Genomic DNA, 14,910 nt, shown 5'->3' on the forward strand with positions numbered 1-14,910 from the left:
TGCGGCTGAGATGTTAATCCTTGACTCTATATTTTTGAAAGCGTAATACTGCATATAATCATTCTAACATTTTTGCTTAAAATCGTCTAGTATTGTTAATCCAATGTTTGTAAGGGTTTTAACTGGGCTTCGATAATTCCTAGGATCATCTGGACAACTTCGTCGATTTCCAGATGGGTAGAGTCCAAAACGATGGCATCATCCGCTTTTTTCAAAGGGGAAATCGCCCGGGTGCTATCCAAATGGTCACGGCGTTTCATGTCTTCCGTCAATTCTTCCAGTGAAGTGCTCATACCCTTGGCAATGTTTTCTTTGTAGCGTCGCAACGCCCGTTCTTCTGCAGTCGCGGTCATGAATATTTTGACCTCCGCTTCCGGCAATACGACAGTTCCGATATCTCTGCCATCCATCACAACACCGCCTAATTGTGCAATGCTCTTTTGGCGAGCAACCATCTCTTCACGAACTTTTGCGTAAGATGAGACCAAGGAGACATTTTGGGTCACTTCATCCGATCTGATTGATTCAGTTACGTCGTCTTCATTCAGAAAAACACGTTGCATTTCGTTTTCGGCAGTCGAAAATGTAATCCTGATTTCCTGCAGCAACTTGTGCAAAGCCTCTTCATCGTGGAGATCCCCTCCGGTGGATAAAGCCGCATACGTCAACGTCCGATACATCGCACCAGTGTCCAGATAAATGTACCCTAACTTTTCCGCAACTTTCTTTGCGATGGTGCTTTTTCCGGCCGATGCGGGACCGTCTATGGCAATGTTCATTTTTTTCACAATAACCCTCCAACTTCGTTCTCTACGATTTCATCGAAAAAGCCGCCTTATCAGACGGCTTCCGTTATTTAACTTGCAGTACCATACCGATTTGTGCTTCTGTGCTGATCAATCCGTTAGCCTGCATCAATTCATCCAAGGTCATTCCATGGTTCAAAGCGATCCGGTAAAGGTTATCACCCGCTTTGATGGTGTAGGAATTATTGTATTCCCCGGTTGTCGTTTCAGGTTCCTCGACTATTTCAACCGGCGTTTCAACTACTGCTGGTACAGCACTTGAACTCGGGGTTTCCACAATCGATGATTCGGGTTCCGTGACGCTTTCAGCGATTTCGTTGGATGATTCGGTCACTTCGGAAGACGCTTCTTCACTGCTCTCGACACTGGAACTGGCCACTCTTTTGTTGATCATCACTTGTTCAGCACTCTTAGGTGCGGGAGTATTTTGATTCTGTTTATTAAAATAGATCGTAGCAAAAGGAATAATCAGAATAGCCAAAAAGAGAAACAGCAATACTTTTAATAGAGGTGCTACTTCTTTATTTTTTGTATTTCTGGCTGAACGCGAATATTGTCGGCTCTTCAGATTCTCATCTTCGCCGAACTTGCGTGACCAAGGCTCTCCATTATTGCGATTGCGATTCTTTTTATCCATTCGGGTTCCTCCTATAAGTGATTCATGCTAATTGTAGCACATTTCTGCAAATTTTGGGTTAAATTTTATAAAAGAAAAAGGTCGGAAAGGATTTTTTCCCAATGTGGCGACACTGTCGTTGGAACCGCATTCTTTGGGCTTACTCCCCCAGCTAAAAGCGGTTCCCCGTTCCCACAGTTGTCGCAGCAGTGAGTGGGTTTGACAAGACTGCTTTTTCCAAAATAAGCAGAGATGTAAGCACGTCTGCAGTTGTTGGTATCGGCAAACCCCTTCATGCTCTGCAGAAGATTTTCCTTAAGCTCGCGCCTGGCCGCGACGAAACGCTTCGCTTCCGCTTGCGTGAGCTGTTGCCTCAGAATATGCACAAGCAATGTTTGTTCGGTTGGACTTCCGTAATCGGGATTGATGGCTTTATTTTTGAGGACACTCGCAATCACAAAATCGTTCGGAAAATCGCCTTGCAGCATCTTCAACTTGAAAGTGTAGTCCGTTTCCGAATACAACAGGACCGCCGCGCTCTGTTGCCCGTCCCGCCCTGCTCTGCCTATCTCCTGCACATATTCCTCAAGAGAATTCGGCAGGTGGTAATGGATCACATAGCGGATGTTCGGTTTATTGATCCCCATCCCGAAAGCACTTGTGGCGCAGATGACGTCCAACTCATCCTGAAGGAATTGATGTTGGATGGTGATTCTGTCTTCATTTGTCCGGTCGGCGTGATAGGCTTCCGCCCGCAAACTTGTTTTTTTCCGGATCATAAAGGCGACCGCATCAGCTTGGGCCTTACTGGAGAAGTAGATGATACCGGGAGATGGATATTTCTCCAGAAGCTCCAGGAGGTGTTCGTTTTTCCCTTCTGGAGGCACTGCTACGACTTTATAATAAATATTGGGGCGGTCAACGGCTCCCTCGAAAACATTCAAGTCGTTCCCGTCGATATGCAAAGAACCGATGATGTCTCTCATCACAGCCGAGGTAGCTGTCGCAGTGAGCGCCAGTGTCAGAGGGTTGCCCAATTCTTCTCTTGCCGCTCCCAGAAAAAGATAATCGGAACGGAAATCCAAGCCCCACTGGGAAATGCAGTGTGCTTCATCAACCACAAATAAAGCGAGCGAAATCTGCTTGAGTTTATTCAACACAACTTGATTCTGCAGCATTTCCGGAGAAAGGAACAAAAACTTTATTCGATCCAGGCTGCTCAGTAATCTTTGCCTTTCTTCGAACTGCATCATGCTGTTCAATGAGGCCGTTCTTTTTTCGCCCATGAATTTCAGTTGGGCAACTTGGTCTTCCATCAAAGACAAAAGGGGTGAAACGATGACGACTATTCCATCCAAAAGATAGCCGCTTAGTTGGTATATCAACGACTTCCCTGTTCCCGTCGGCAAAGTGGCCAGCGTGTGTTTACCTGCCAAAACCGATTGGATTGGTTCTACTTGGCCGACTTTGAATTCCGAGTAGCCGAAGTATTTCTGGAGTTCTGATTTCAATTGTGCTTCATCCATATTTAGCCGCAACCTCACTTCTTATTTGGATCAAACGGGACTCAAAAAAGTTGATTTCGGGAAATACTTCTTGAATTTCCCGGTAATCGACTCGAACTTTTTGTGCCGCAAGCTGTTGCAGATATTGCATTTTCTCCTTATCCAAAAATGCTGGCACTGGGAATTCCCTATAGATCAGTGCGATTTCGGCAAAGTGATCTTGAATTGTGCTCTGTTTTAATCCCCGCATCGAAATGATTTCATTCATCCCATGTCCGTTCCGGAAATAACGCATGGTCGTTTCCGCACTGGCGGAAGCCAAGCCGGTTTCATTTGCCGTCATGCGCATCACCGAAGAAAGGACAGGAAACTTTTCCGGCTCCTGCTCCAAAGAATCATACAATCTCAGCCAATTTTGGTGCAGCAATATTTTCACTTCGGCTTCATCTACCTTGAACAGTCCAGCCATTTGTCCGGTTGTTTTCCTTAGATGGTCATTGCCTTCAAACTGCATGGCAAAGATGCCGGCATCCCTTTCAGGTAAACGTGACAGATAGGCACGCCATTCCTCGCCACAACTTTTCGCAAATGACTCTTTATCCTCGGAATGCTGCGCCAGCAAACGCTTCATCCAAAGTTGCTCTTTCGCTTCCCTCTCAATGGGATAGTACTGTTTATTCTTATGCAGCATTTCCGAAAGGATTTGGATCAGAAACAGCATCCGCCGACGCAAAACACCTTGAATGAGCGCAAATTTCATCTGGTTTCCCAATGAGAAATGCGCATGACTGCTTAAAAAGTCATTTTTTTCCCCGATACCCGCTTCCGTGAGCAGATAACCCAAACCTTCGTTGCCGCTGATCAAACCTTCAGAAGTTAATCGCTCAAGTCCTTTTTTCAGCACTTTCGGCTTCATGCCCGGCATAGCATTGAAATAAGCTTCCAAATCATACTGTCGGCACTGGAGCATCGTGGACACGGTCCGTTTGCCGATCAGTACATAAAAAAGAGTCGCTTCCTTAATGGGGCGCTCGGTTGAAATGCAATCCAAAAAAAGATACTCTATGTATGTCAAACCTTTCATATTTTCACCACCATATTTCTGTAAAGAAGGTACTGTATGTATTATACCAAAGTAAACCAGGATAACTGCATCGCTTGCGGACTTTGCCAAATAATTTCGCCCGAACTCTTCGATTACACCTCCGAAGGGATAGCTTTCACAAAAATGGATGCGAATGCGGGAACGGCACCAGTTACGGCCGAACAATTTGATGCATTTCTGCATGCCTACCGCAAATGCCCAACCGGCGCCATTTTGCGTTCCAACCGTCCGTTCCCTTCAGCGGAATAGCGACTCTGAGTGGTCCTTGCTGAAGGATAAATCCAAAAGAGGCTGTACCCGAATCAATGATGATTCGGGTACAGCCTCTTGATTTTGAAACGATCAAATCGTAAAACGCAAATGTTTCTTAAGCGATCGGAACCTTATTATGTGCCAACCAAGGCTTCAACTTCGGCATCACCAATAGGATGACCGCACTGACGACAAGTCCTTTGATGATATTGAAAGGCACGACGCCGGCCAACACCAATTCTTTGATGGGGCCCATTTCAAAATTCAACAGATACATGTACAACGGGGTGATGATGAACCAATTCGCTACCGATAAGACAACCGTCAACACCAAAGTGCCCGTCAACAGCGCCAAAATTACGGCTGTTTTTGTTTTTGCTTTTTTCAATAGATAGTAGACAGGTAATGTGTAAGACAACGTCGCCAATAGACTCGCGAAGTCCCCGATCGGATACCCCATATCACCGCCTGTTTGGACGTAGTGCAGAACGGAGCGAATGACTGCGGAGATGATTCCGCCGGCCGGTCCGTACAGGAAAAACGAAAGCAGAATCGGTAAATCGCTGAAGTCGATTTTCAGATAAGAAAAAGCTGGGATTACCGGGAAAGCGATGAACATCAGCACAAATGCCAATGCCCCGAATAGTGAAATGCCGACCAATCTTTTTGTTTTGTTTTGTTGTATGTTAATAAATCCTCCCTGTTGACTGTCTCAGAGATGGGTTCCTCCAAATCCAAATAGACCCTATTCTTATCATCCGCTAATGGACACATAAAAATAGAGCCTTTGAAATTGCAATCCAAAGAAACCCCATCTTCTTCCATCCAGACTGTACTGTCGGTACTGGAATTACACCAGTTCAGCCCGCAATGAACCACTGCGAGGTCGTGGACTTTCACCACCGGTCGGGAATTTCACCCTGCCCTGAAGACGAATCTTATTTATATTTTTGTTATACACAAACTATACGCGATGCACACTCACTTGTCAAGGAAATTATCACGATTTCGAGATAATGATTTTAAGACTATCTTTCGATCGTTCTGCTCAACCGGCATGAAATGGAAAACTGGCCAAGAAAGTTGTCCCTACACCAGGCTCGCTGTGAACTTCTATTTCCCCATCGTGCGCTGCCACGATTGTCTTCACGATCGAAAGCCCGATGCCGGTCCCTTTCTGTTTCGAGTACGTCCGCGACTTGTCATTTTTGTAAAAACGTTCGAAAATGAACGGTAAACTTTCTGCCTGAATGCCGATTCCGTTATCGCTGATTTCGAAGACAACTTTGTCCAACATATCATCCAGCCGGACCGTGATATGGATGAATTTTTGTCTGCGCGTGCCGATTTCGGCTGAATAACGCACCGCATTGTCGATAAGATTGTAGAAAACCTGATTCATTTTCTCTTCGTCAAACGGATAGGTTTTGATGCCATCCGTCAGTTCATAAGAGAATTGGATCCCTGCTTCTTTGAAGCTGTTCTCGAACCTGCCGGACAAATGGTTGAAGAAAGTGGCAAGATCGACAGGTTGCCGATTCAGGTCAACATAACCCGCTTGCATGCGCGACAGATCCAGGAGGTTATTCACCATTTTGTTCATCTCGGTCGCTTCATCCAAAATGATTTGAGCCATTTCAATTTTCTCATCATTACTTTCAGCGATGTTATCGATGATGGCTTCGCTGTAGCCTTTGATCATCTGCAACGGCGTCCGCAAGTCATGGGATACATTCGTGATGAAATCGCCACGGATAATATCCAACTGCCGTTCGTTCGTGACATCCTGCAACACAATCAGGACGCCGGATGTTTTTTGCAGATCTGTTTGGATGACCGGTGTCACTTTTACTTTATAATGCCGCTGTGACCAACTGAAATCCGCTTCCGATCCTGCAGCCGTGCTGAAAGCGTGCTGGACCATTTCCTTGAACTGATGCGGTATCGCTTTTGCCTCGGCATCCGGATCCACCCTCCGCCAAAAATCCAAAAACTCTTGGCCTGGTCCGTTCACTAATTTCAAATGAAAATTTTGATCAAAGTAAAGAATCCCGGCCGGCAAGGAATCAAACAGATGATTCAACAGTTCGCGCTCTTCCCGGTTCATCAACGTTGTGGCTTGGAGGGTCTTGCCCAGCTTATTCATGGCCGTGCCCAGTCCGGATATCTCGTCATAAGATTCGAAGGTGATCCGCTTCGAAAAATCATTCCGTGAGTATTTGAAAGCGATGTCCGTCATAACTTCCAACGGTTCCGCAACATTCCTGATCAGGTGCTGATAATAAATGATCGTCCCCATGAGATAGACGGTCAACAGCAATAGCGTGATGCTTTTTGCATTCAGATCATACGCCTGAAATTCATCCAGATCGTAACCGATGACGAGCATTCCGGCCTGTCCCTGTAATTCAAAAGTATGGACAAAAACCATCAAAAGCAAGGGATTATTTTCCTCATCCTCTATGGTGATTTTGCTGAAATCATCCAGATTGCTGTCGATTGCATCCTGAATTTGGTCATCCGCCAGTATGTTCTCCAGAAGCAGCTCGGACTGCCCTTGCAGATCCGGATTTGGCACGACAAAACGGCTCTGATCCCCTAGTTTGATGTAATAGGACAATTCCGGATTCAATGGTTGGGCAGTATCCGCTCGTGTGAGATAACCTTCAGGGTCGGACATAATGGTTTCCTTGTACGCGGTGATTTGCTCCTGCAACAGTTTGTTGTAAGTATCTTCGATTGAGTTCACGCTGATGATTGCGTGGCCGATATACATCAAAGTCATGATGGTTACAGTCAAAAAAGTCAATAGGACCCATGATTTGAGAAAAATGCTCGTTCTTCTCATTTTTTATTGTCTGCTGCTTGGTCATCATTCGGGGAAAATTTGTAACCCATCCCCCAAACGGTCACTATCATTTTAGAAACAGGTTTCGATTGCTTCAGCAGTTTTTCACGCAGGCGCTTGACGTGCGTGTCTACTGTCCGCAAATCGCCAAAAAATTCGTATTTCCAGACTTCTTTCAAAAGAACTTCCCTCGTGAATATTTTTTCCGGGGATTTTGAAAGGTAAAGAAGTAATTCAAATTCTTTGGGCGTCAAATTGATAGCAACCTCGTCAACCAGCACTTTTCTGGCATCCGGAAAAATCTTCAGCATCGGATATTCGATTGTGCTCGATTCCGATTCTGAAGGCTTAGTCCGCTTCAGGATGGCTGCAACCCGCAGCATGACTTCTCTTGGACTGAACGGCTTCACAATATAGTCATCCGCTCCTGACAAGAATCCTTCCACGCGATTGTTCTCTTCGCCGCGGGCAGTTATCATCATGATCGGTATTTCTTTTTCCTTGCGGATAATTTTGGCTACTTCAATGCCAGTCATTCCGGGAAGCATGATATCCAACAGCACCAGATCGTAATGGTTATTCAAAATCATTTCTACCGCTGTTGTCCCGTCCTCTGCCTCGGCTGTTTCGTAGCCATCCTTTTCCAGATAGAGTTTCAGCAGTCTGCGGATGCGCTCCTCGTCATCCACAATCAATATTTTCCCGCTGGAATTTGTCATCTTGATCATCCTCTCCGATTAGATAAGAAAACTACCTTTTTGATGCCTTTTCGTTCGCAAGGGCCATATTTTTCAGCTTCTCGATTTCAAACGCCTTCAGCTCTCGGTGTTGCCCCGGTTTAAGATCACCGAGCGTAAGAAATCCAAATGATTCCCTTTTCAGTTTTTCGACGGGACAACCAATTTTTTCGAACATTTTTTTGACTTGATGGTTCCAGCCTTCGTGGATGGTCAATTCAATGATTGCTGTATTTTTTTGGGAATTGGCGGAAATCAGCTTAGCCCGCGCTTTCGATGTTTTTTTGCCGTCTATTACGATTCCGTTCTCCAATTTGTGAAGATCGGAGCGTGTAGGGATGCAGCCGACTTTGGCGACATAGGTTTTGTCGATATGATATTTGGGATGGGTCAACAGGTTCGCAAACTCACCGTCATTGGTCAAAAGAAGCAGCCCGGTCGTATCATAGTCCAATCTGCCGATCGGATAGATCCGCTCTTTTACATTGAAAAAATCAGTGACGACAGTCCGGTCTTTATCATCCTTCACAGAGGATAGGGTATTCTTTGGCTTGTAGAACAAGTAGTAAACAGGCTGTTCCCGATAGATCGGCAAGCCGTTCACTTCCACTCTGTCACTTTTCGACACTTTGACCCCTAGTTCCGTTACCTTGTTTCCGTTGACGCTGACTGCACCCGAAGTGATCAGCTCTTCGGCTTTCCGCCTTGATGCTATTCCTGCGTGAGCAATAACTTTTTGTAATCTTTCCATTTATTCACCTATTATTCTTATTTGTTTTTGTCGGTCATTCTTGTTCCGGTATGACGGAATCTGTCTTAAAAAAAGCAAGTTGGTTCTCTGTTTCTTCGTCCGCAGGGAAATCAAAAAGATCAAATGATTCATTATCCTGCATTTGGAATAATTCGTCCACATTCGGCAGATCATCAATTGTGGTCAACCCGAAATAATTCATGAAATAATCGGTTGTGCCGTAGATAATCGGCCTTCCTGGTGTTTCGGAACGTCCGATTTCCTTTATCAACCCCCTCAACAACAGCCTTTGGACCAATCCCGCTGACTGCACGCCGCGGATCTGATCGATTTCCATCCTGGTCAATGGTTGCTTGTACGCGATGATTGCCAGCGTCTCCAGCGCAGCTTGCGATAAATGTGTCGCGAATGGCGAAACAGCGTACATTTTGATGAGTTCTGCATATTCTCTTTTTGTGGCGAGTTGGTACCTTTTACGGGTTTCGATAAGCGTCAGACCGGAATGGATGTTGTCGTTGTGACTCGCCCGCATTTCGGTCAACAGATTTTGCGCTTCCAATGGGGTGGTCTCCAATAAAGAGGTGATTTCGTCCATACTCAAGCCATCATCCCCTGCCACAAACAGCAGACTCTCCAGTGCCCCTTTTTTATTCATTTGCTAAAACTCCCATATTGCGTAGTATATAAATGTCTCCATATGTGCTTTCTTGCGAAAAATTGACTTTTCTTTCTTTGACCAATTCGAGCATCGCCAAAAATGTATTCACGATCTGCGATTTGGTATGGACTTCAAAAAAAGCCGCAAAAGGAAGCCGCGGGTCAGAACCATCCGGCAGGTTGTCCAATTTTTCCATGATCCAAGTCATCGTCTGGTCCACCGTGTATTGTTCCTGCTCCATTGTGGCCTGAAGCGGCTTCTTCTTCTGCAGTTTCTGATACATCTTCTGGAGCGCGGCAATCAGATCCGCTGCAGAAACTTCGCCTGGAGCAAGCGGAATCGCTTGTTGGAGCTCCTCCAGGTCGGTTGCCGGCTTCGTGAAATACAGACCACGCTCCTGTTCCATCGTCTTCAGGGCTTTGGCGGCTTCCTGGAATTGCTTGTATTCCACCAATTGCTGGATCAAGCTTTCCCTTGGATCCTCGCCCTCTTCATAAAACTCCTCTTCGAAAGTCACTTCTTTTTTTGGAAGCAACATACGGCTTTTTATTTCCAGCAACGTCGCAGCCATCAACAGATAATCGCCGGCAATATCCAATTTCATTTCCTGCATCGTGTCCAAGTAACGCAGATATTGATAAGTCACTTCCGCAATTGGAATATCGAAAATATCGACCTTCAGCTCTTTGATCAAGTGCAGGAGGAGATCCAACGGTCCCTCAAAATCCGGCAATATGAGGGTGAGTTCATTTTGTTCGCTCACAAAGACCCACTCGTTTCCTCGTCGTTTCGGTTCAGTTGTTTCTGATTCCATTTGGCGATGAACGGCGCGGTTTCGAGAGTTCCGTTGATTGCGCTTGTGGGATAGTGTTGTTGCAAGCCATCCAGCAAACGATGGACAATGCCTTCCTTCCGGAAAGAAGGCGAGACGGCGATATGGCGAACCAACACCATCGCTTCATTTATTTCCACGCCTATCAGAGCAACGATATTATCGGTCTCTTCATCTTTCCACAAGAATAATCTCCTATCGCCATTTTCAATGTAGCTGTCCATTTCCGGCTTCAGCCTCGCTACATTCTTCAGATCTGTCACATAAGAAAGCAGACCCATAGCTATTTTTTCACATGATTGATTATAAGAAATGAACACTTCGATCTCCTTCTCACTTTGTATTTACCCCGACAGCCGTGCTTGGATGCACCCAGTTTGAGGACCCCTTTATTACAGGGCAGTCAATGCATTCTTCAATAAGGCTTTGAAAGTTTCTTTGACTCGGGTAGTCGTTTCGACGACTTCTTCATGATTCAGGGTCGCTTGCATGCCTGAAGCTAAATTAGTTATACAGGAAATCCCGAAAATGCGCAAACCTGCATGACGCGCCACAATGGCTTCCGGTACGGTGGACATGCCGACTGCGTCTGCCCCGAGCACCCGGCACATACGGATTTCCGCTGGCGTTTCATAAGTCGGACCTGTCAGGCCGAGATAAACCCCTTCTTTCAAATCCAAACCCATCTCCGAAGCGACTTGTTTTAATTTCCCTTGATATTCAGCATCGTAGGCTTGGCTCATATCCGTAAATCGCGGCCCTTGAGCGGGATCATTTGGACCGATCAAGGGGTTTTGCCCCGTCAGATTGATGTGATCCGTGATCAGCATCAGATCGCCGGGTGTGAATCCATAATTGATGCCCCCTGCTGCATTTGTCAGCGCCAAAGAGTGGACGCCAAGCTGCTTCATTACCCTGATCGGAAAGGTGACCTCTTCGAGTCCATAACCTTCGTAATAATGAAAGCGTCCTTGCATAGCAACGACTTTTTTCCCACTCAAGTTTCCATATACAAGTTGGCCTTTGTGGCCTTCAACCGTTGATACAGGGAAATAAGGAATTTCCTCATAGGGTATCGCAATCGCATCCGTTATTTCCTCAGCCAATTCGCCTAAGCCCGAACCCAAAATCAGGCCGAATTCAGGTTCCAATAAGCCTTTTTCTTCCAAAAATTTGGCGGCTATCCGCACATTGTTTTGATCATTTGTCATATTCCTACACCTCACTAGTCCAATTCATCCAAAAAGCTGCGACCGTTTTTAGTAGCTTCAACCCGAAAATTATCGGATACGGTCGCACCGATATCAGCAAACTTGCCTTGGTTCAGCTTCCCGCGTCCTGCCATTTTTTTCGAATAAGCCAATAAAGGCACATATTCGCGCGTATGATCTGTTCCCGGGAACGTCGGATCATTTCCATGGTCCGCGGTAATCAACAGCAAATCGTCATCCTCTAAAGCAGCCAATATTTCAGGAATGCGCGCATCAAAGTCTTCGATCGCCTCAGCATAGCCCTTCACATCCCTGCGGTGACCGAACAGGGCATCAAAGTCGACCAAATTCAGGAAACTGAGTCCACGGAAATCTTTTTCAATGACTTTCAGCAACTGGTCGACACCGTCCATGTTGCTTTTCGTGCGTACATATTCCGTGATGCCTTGCCCATTGTAGATGTCATTGATTTTGCCGATAGCGATGACAGCGTGGCCTGCTTCCTTCAAATAATCCAGCGTTGTTTCCCCGAATGGATCCAAAGCATAATCGTGCCGATTGCTTGTACGGGTAAAATTCCCCGGAGTGCCGACATACGGTCTAGCAATGATTCGCCCGATCATGTAGGGATCCTCCAAAGTGATTTTTCTGACATATTCACAGATGGCGTATAATTCCTCAAGCGGGATGACGTCTTCGTGTGCAGCAATCTGCAGCACCGGATCCGCCGAGGTGTAGACGATCAGATCACCGGTCTGCATTTGGTGCTCACCGAATTCATCCAGGATTTCCGTCCCACTGGCAGGCTTGTTTCCGATAATTTTCCGGCCTGTATGGGTTTCAATTTTCTGGATCAACACCTGCGGAAAACCTTCAGGAAATACGCGGAACGGTGTCTGGATGTTCAGCCCCATGATTTCCCAATGGCCTGTCATCGTGTCTTTGCCGACGGACTGCTCCTCGAGTTTTGTATAATAGCCAAGAGACGCATTGTCGGGCTTTACGCCACTCAGTTGACGGATGTTTCCCAAACCCAACTTTTCCAGATTTGGAATCTCCAACCCAGCGACTTCCGCGATATGTCCGAGCGTATCCGACCCGATATCTCCGAACTTATCGGCATCCGGCGCTTCGCCTATTCCTACTGAATCCAATACGATCAAATGAACGCGATTAAATTTCATGATCCTATTCCTCCCTTATCCTCAACAGACTTGAATTGTTAAGCTTCAAGCACGAGGATGATATTTTTGATAAATTTCTGCCATTCTTTCTGTCGTGATGTGCGTATAGATCTGGGTTGTGGAAATATCAGCATGCCCCAACAGCTCCTGTACAATCCGCAGATCGGCTCCATTTTCCAGAATATGCGTCGCAAAAGAATGGCGCAGCATATGCGGAGATACATTTTTATTGATGCCGGCATCCCGCACGGTTTGTTTTAGATTTTTCCAGATCCCTTGGCGTGTGAACCCGTTGCCGTGGAAATTCAAGAACAAGTAAGCCGTCTCTTTCCTCCCATGCGCCAAAGCTGGCCGACTGTCAGACAGATACTCCGAAATCCAGTAAGCAGCTTCCTCGCCCAACGGCACGATCCTTTCCTTGTCACCTTTCCCGATTGTTTGGATGAATCCGATATCCAGATGGATTTCGCTCATCGTAATGTTGATAAGCTCACTGACGCGAAGGCCGGTGGCATACAGCAGTTCCAAGATGGCGCGATCCCTTAGGCCCAGTACGGTTTTGACATCTGGCGCGGCCATCAGGCGGTCGATTTCTTCCATCGAGAGTACTTTCGGCAACTTCTGCTGTTTTTTGGGCAGCTGTATGGTGACCATCGGATCGTTTTCGATCAACCCTTCTTGCTTCAAGTATTGATGGAATCTCCGCAGGCTGGTGATCATCCTTCCGATTGAAGCAGTCGCCAATTTTTCCTCATTCAAAAATTGAAGATACAAAAGCACATCCGGTTTCGTCACATCCCCGAATGCCTGGATTCCACTTTGTGCCAAAAAATGACTGTATTTTCCGAGGTCCCTTAGGTAACTGATGATCGTGTTATCGGACAGTCCTCTCTCGATTCTCAAATAGCGCCCGTATTCATTGATTTCTTCTTCCATATCCCTGACCCATTTCATCCTTATGAAGTCTGTTTGTTCCTAAGTTTTTGTTGGCATTCCCGACAGATGCCATGAAAAGTCAACCGGTGGTCTTTCACCACGAATTGGTAACGGGATTCGACATCTTTTTCGACCTCACCCAACAGATCCTCGTGTATTTCCTCTATGTTGCCGCATTCGATACACAAAAGATGGTGATGGAAGTGCTCATTGCTGGTCCTTCTTAAATCGTAGCGCGATAAGCCATCCTCAAACACAACTTTGTAGGTGATGTTCAGTTCAGTCAAAATCTCCAGTGTGCGATAGACAGTCGCAAGACCGATATCGGGATGCTTAAGCCGCAACAGCAGGAAAATCTCCTCCGCACTGAGATGCTCCTTTTCCTTTTCCAACAGCACGCTGACAGTCGCTTCCCGTTGAGGAGTTAGCTTGAATCCTGCCTCTTGCAATTGTTTTTTGATGGTGTTTAATGACAATTCCGTCACTGCTGTCGGCTCCTTTGAGGACAGGTTGATGGCCTAATCCTTTTTGATTAATTTTGTGTGTCCATCTTCTTGGATGATCAGTCTGGCTTTCAACAAGTGGCCCAATGCCCTTTTGAATTGCGCTTTGCTGATTCCGAAGTATTCTTTGATCGCTTCAGGGTCACTCTTGTCCCAATAAGGCAAACTGTGCGTCGGGCTCTGCTCCAACAATACCAAGATCATGGCCGCATCTTCACTGATGGCTTCATGCGCACGCGGTTTCAAGGATAGATTCAACATACCGTGTTGACTGATGCCGATGACCCGTCCGCTGACGACTTCACCCAAGCGCGGTTCAATCTCCCGCTCGGATGGGTGAATGAATCCGATATAATGATCGTCCGTCAGGATGAACGTCCCAACTAATTTCAAACGGAAGACAGTCCCAGTGATGTCCTTATTTTTCAATTCCTCACCCGGCGTTCGGGAAATGGAACGAAATACCGGTTCGTCGGCAATGGTACCCCACAGACGATCTTTGCTGTCCTGTTCCAGGGCGATCAGAAGACGATCCCCCTTTTTCGGCCAAAGTGATTTGATATCCGGCAAATTATCCAAGGAAACCACAATTTCTTTGTCATCGAGGCCGATGTCGACAAAAACGCCCAAATCTTTCCGGACAGCCACAACTGTTCCCCAACCATATTTCCCTACTTGGCTCGCGGGCTCCTTCAAGGTCATGCGCAGTTGCTTGTTCATTCCTTCGTACACAAATCCTTTGACAGTGTCACCCAATTGCAACGCTGTTTCTGACTCTTCTTTATCCAATCGGTAGGTGATGCCGTCTTTCTGAACGAAGACACTTTTCTCATTTTCGTCAACGATCACACCTGTAATGATTGTACCCAGTACTTTACTCATATTTTTCCTCCAGACAGTCTTTCCGTCGCTGTATTTCTTCCATTTTATCATATCACAAAATGAATTCCAAAGCGTCGTTGTTAT

At 46.2% G+C, this 14,910-nt stretch carries 17 protein-coding genes and 1 riboswitch; of the genes, 1 reads left to right on the forward strand and 16 read right to left on the reverse strand.

Going from position 1 to position 14,910, the window contains the following annotated elements:
* Positions 1-95 precede the first annotated feature (95 nt).
* From cmk to ACTCCX_RS02590, 4 genes are all read right to left on the reverse strand, one after another.
* Positions 96-791, reverse strand: coding sequence for a (d)CMP kinase (cmk, locus tag ACTCCX_RS02575; RefSeq protein ID WP_463274644.1), 696 nt, complete (start codon positions 789-791; stop codon positions 96-98).
* 61 nt (positions 792-852) lie between these two features.
* Entirely contained in the window at positions 853-1,443 is a 591-nt protein-coding gene (locus ACTCCX_RS02580; protein WP_463274585.1) for a LysM peptidoglycan-binding domain-containing protein, read from the reverse strand.
* Positions 1,444-1,508: 65 nt separating this feature from the next.
* On the reverse strand, positions 1,509-2,948 hold the full coding sequence (locus ACTCCX_RS02585; protein WP_463274586.1) for a RecQ family ATP-dependent DNA helicase: 1,440 nt from the start codon (positions 2,946-2,948) through the stop codon (positions 1,509-1,511).
* Entirely contained in the window at positions 2,941-4,011 is a 1,071-nt protein-coding gene (locus ACTCCX_RS02590) for a YpbB family protein (RefSeq protein WP_463274587.1), read from the reverse strand. The genes ACTCCX_RS02585 and ACTCCX_RS02590 overlap by 8 nt, the downstream gene beginning before the upstream one ends.
* Before the next feature lie 36 nt (positions 4,012-4,047).
* Between ACTCCX_RS02590 and ACTCCX_RS02595 the strand changes: the two genes are divergently transcribed.
* Positions 4,048-4,281: a ferredoxin gene (locus ACTCCX_RS02595; protein ID WP_463274588.1), complete on the forward strand. Its 234-nt coding sequence runs from the start codon at positions 4,048-4,050 to the stop codon at positions 4,279-4,281.
* A 118-nt stretch (positions 4,282-4,399) separates the two neighbouring features.
* Here ACTCCX_RS02595 and ACTCCX_RS02600 read toward each other — a convergent pair whose 3' ends face one another.
* The 12 genes from ACTCCX_RS02600 to ACTCCX_RS02655 all read right to left on the reverse strand — a co-directional run bounded on the left by ACTCCX_RS02600 (position 4,400) and on the right by ACTCCX_RS02655 (position 14,826).
* Positions 4,400-4,975: an ECF transporter S component gene (locus ACTCCX_RS02600; RefSeq protein WP_463274645.1), complete on the reverse strand. Its 576-nt coding sequence runs from the start codon at positions 4,973-4,975 to the stop codon at positions 4,400-4,402.
* Between the two features lie 118 nt (positions 4,976-5,093).
* A riboswitch (FMN riboswitch) is annotated at positions 5,094-5,221 on the reverse strand.
* A 111-nt stretch (positions 5,222-5,332) separates the two neighbouring features.
* Positions 5,333-7,132 carry a HAMP domain-containing sensor histidine kinase gene (locus ACTCCX_RS02605; protein WP_463274589.1) on the reverse strand — a complete coding sequence of 600 codons (1,800 nt, stop codon included), beginning with the start codon at positions 7,130-7,132 and terminating at the stop codon, positions 5,333-5,335.
* A complete protein-coding gene (locus ACTCCX_RS02610) occupies positions 7,129-7,851 on the reverse strand; it encodes a response regulator transcription factor (RefSeq protein WP_463274590.1) in 723 nt (240 codons plus the stop codon). Before ACTCCX_RS02610 ends, ACTCCX_RS02605 begins: the two co-directional genes overlap by 4 nt.
* 31 nt (positions 7,852-7,882) lie before the next feature.
* The gene (locus ACTCCX_RS02615; RefSeq protein ID WP_463274591.1) at positions 7,883-8,620 is read right to left on the reverse strand and encodes a pseudouridine synthase; all 738 of its coding nucleotides are present in this window, start codon (positions 8,618-8,620) and stop codon (positions 7,883-7,885) included.
* 34 nt (positions 8,621-8,654) lie between these two features.
* On the reverse strand, positions 8,655-9,275 hold the full coding sequence (scpB, locus tag ACTCCX_RS02620) for an SMC-Scp complex subunit ScpB (protein ID WP_463274592.1): 621 nt from the start codon (positions 9,273-9,275) through the stop codon (positions 8,655-8,657).
* Complete coding sequence (locus ACTCCX_RS02625) at positions 9,268-10,041, reverse strand: segregation/condensation protein A (RefSeq protein ID WP_463274593.1); 774 nt, start codon at positions 10,039-10,041, stop codon at positions 9,268-9,270. The genes scpB and ACTCCX_RS02625 overlap by 8 nt, the downstream gene beginning before the upstream one ends.
* A complete protein-coding gene (locus tag ACTCCX_RS02630) occupies positions 10,038-10,430 on the reverse strand; it encodes a GNAT family N-acetyltransferase (RefSeq protein ID WP_463274594.1) in 393 nt (130 codons plus the stop codon). The genes ACTCCX_RS02625 and ACTCCX_RS02630 overlap by 4 nt, the downstream gene beginning before the upstream one ends.
* 72 nt (positions 10,431-10,502) lie before the next feature.
* Complete coding sequence (locus tag ACTCCX_RS02635) at positions 10,503-11,321, reverse strand: purine-nucleoside phosphorylase (protein ID WP_463274595.1); 819 nt, start codon at positions 11,319-11,321, stop codon at positions 10,503-10,505.
* Between the two features lie 14 nt (positions 11,322-11,335).
* Positions 11,336-12,505, reverse strand: a complete 1,170-nt coding sequence (gene deoB / locus ACTCCX_RS02640; protein WP_463274596.1) for a phosphopentomutase — start codon at positions 12,503-12,505, stop codon at positions 11,336-11,338.
* A gap of 45 nt (positions 12,506-12,550) precedes the next feature.
* Complete coding sequence (gene xerD, locus ACTCCX_RS02645; RefSeq protein ID WP_463274597.1) at positions 12,551-13,441, reverse strand: site-specific tyrosine recombinase XerD; 891 nt, start codon at positions 13,439-13,441, stop codon at positions 12,551-12,553.
* A gap of 20 nt (positions 13,442-13,461) precedes the next feature.
* A complete protein-coding gene (gene fur / locus ACTCCX_RS02650) occupies positions 13,462-13,926 on the reverse strand; it encodes a ferric iron uptake transcriptional regulator (RefSeq protein WP_463274598.1) in 465 nt (154 codons plus the stop codon).
* Positions 13,927-13,959: 33 nt separating this feature from the next.
* Positions 13,960-14,826, reverse strand: coding sequence for a CvfB family protein (locus tag ACTCCX_RS02655; protein ID WP_463274599.1), 867 nt, complete (start codon positions 14,824-14,826; stop codon positions 13,960-13,962).
* Positions 14,827-14,910 lie beyond the last annotated feature (84 nt).

This window comes from Trichococcus sp. (assembly GCF_055118575.1).

Coding starts and splice junctions, on each gene's coding strand:
- ACTCCX_RS02605 (WP_463274589.1), bottom strand. CDS start 7,132: ATGAGAAGAACGAGCATTTTTCTCAAATCATGGGTCCTATTGACTTTT.
- deoB (WP_463274596.1), bottom strand. CDS start 12,505: ATGAAATTTAATCGCGTTCATTTGATCGTATTGGATTCAGTAGGAATA.
- ACTCCX_RS02580 (WP_463274585.1), bottom strand. CDS start 1,443: ATGGATAAAAAGAATCGCAATCGCAATAATGGAGAGCCTTGGTCACGC.
- xerD (WP_463274597.1), bottom strand. CDS start 13,441: ATGGAAGAAGAAATCAATGAATACGGGCGCTATTTGAGAATCGAGAGA.
- ACTCCX_RS02615 (WP_463274591.1), bottom strand. CDS start 8,620: ATGGAAAGATTACAAAAAGTTATTGCTCACGCAGGAATAGCATCAAGG.
- ACTCCX_RS02610 (WP_463274590.1), bottom strand. CDS start 7,851: ATGACAAATTCCAGCGGGAAAATATTGATTGTGGATGACGAGGAGCGC.
- ACTCCX_RS02585 (WP_463274586.1), bottom strand. CDS start 2,948: ATGGATGAAGCACAATTGAAATCAGAACTCCAGAAATACTTCGGCTAC.
- ACTCCX_RS02595 (WP_463274588.1), top strand. CDS start 4,048: ATGTATTATACCAAAGTAAACCAGGATAACTGCATCGCTTGCGGACTT.
- ACTCCX_RS02635 (WP_463274595.1), bottom strand. CDS start 11,321: ATGACAAATGATCAAAACAATGTGCGGATAGCCGCCAAATTTTTGGAA.
- ACTCCX_RS02590 (WP_463274587.1), bottom strand. CDS start 4,011: ATGAAAGGTTTGACATACATAGAGTATCTTTTTTTGGATTGCATTTCA.
- scpB (WP_463274592.1), bottom strand. CDS start 9,275: ATGAATAAAAAAGGGGCACTGGAGAGTCTGCTGTTTGTGGCAGGGGAT.
- ACTCCX_RS02655 (WP_463274599.1), bottom strand. CDS start 14,826: ATGAGTAAAGTACTGGGTACAATCATTACAGGTGTGATCGTTGACGAA.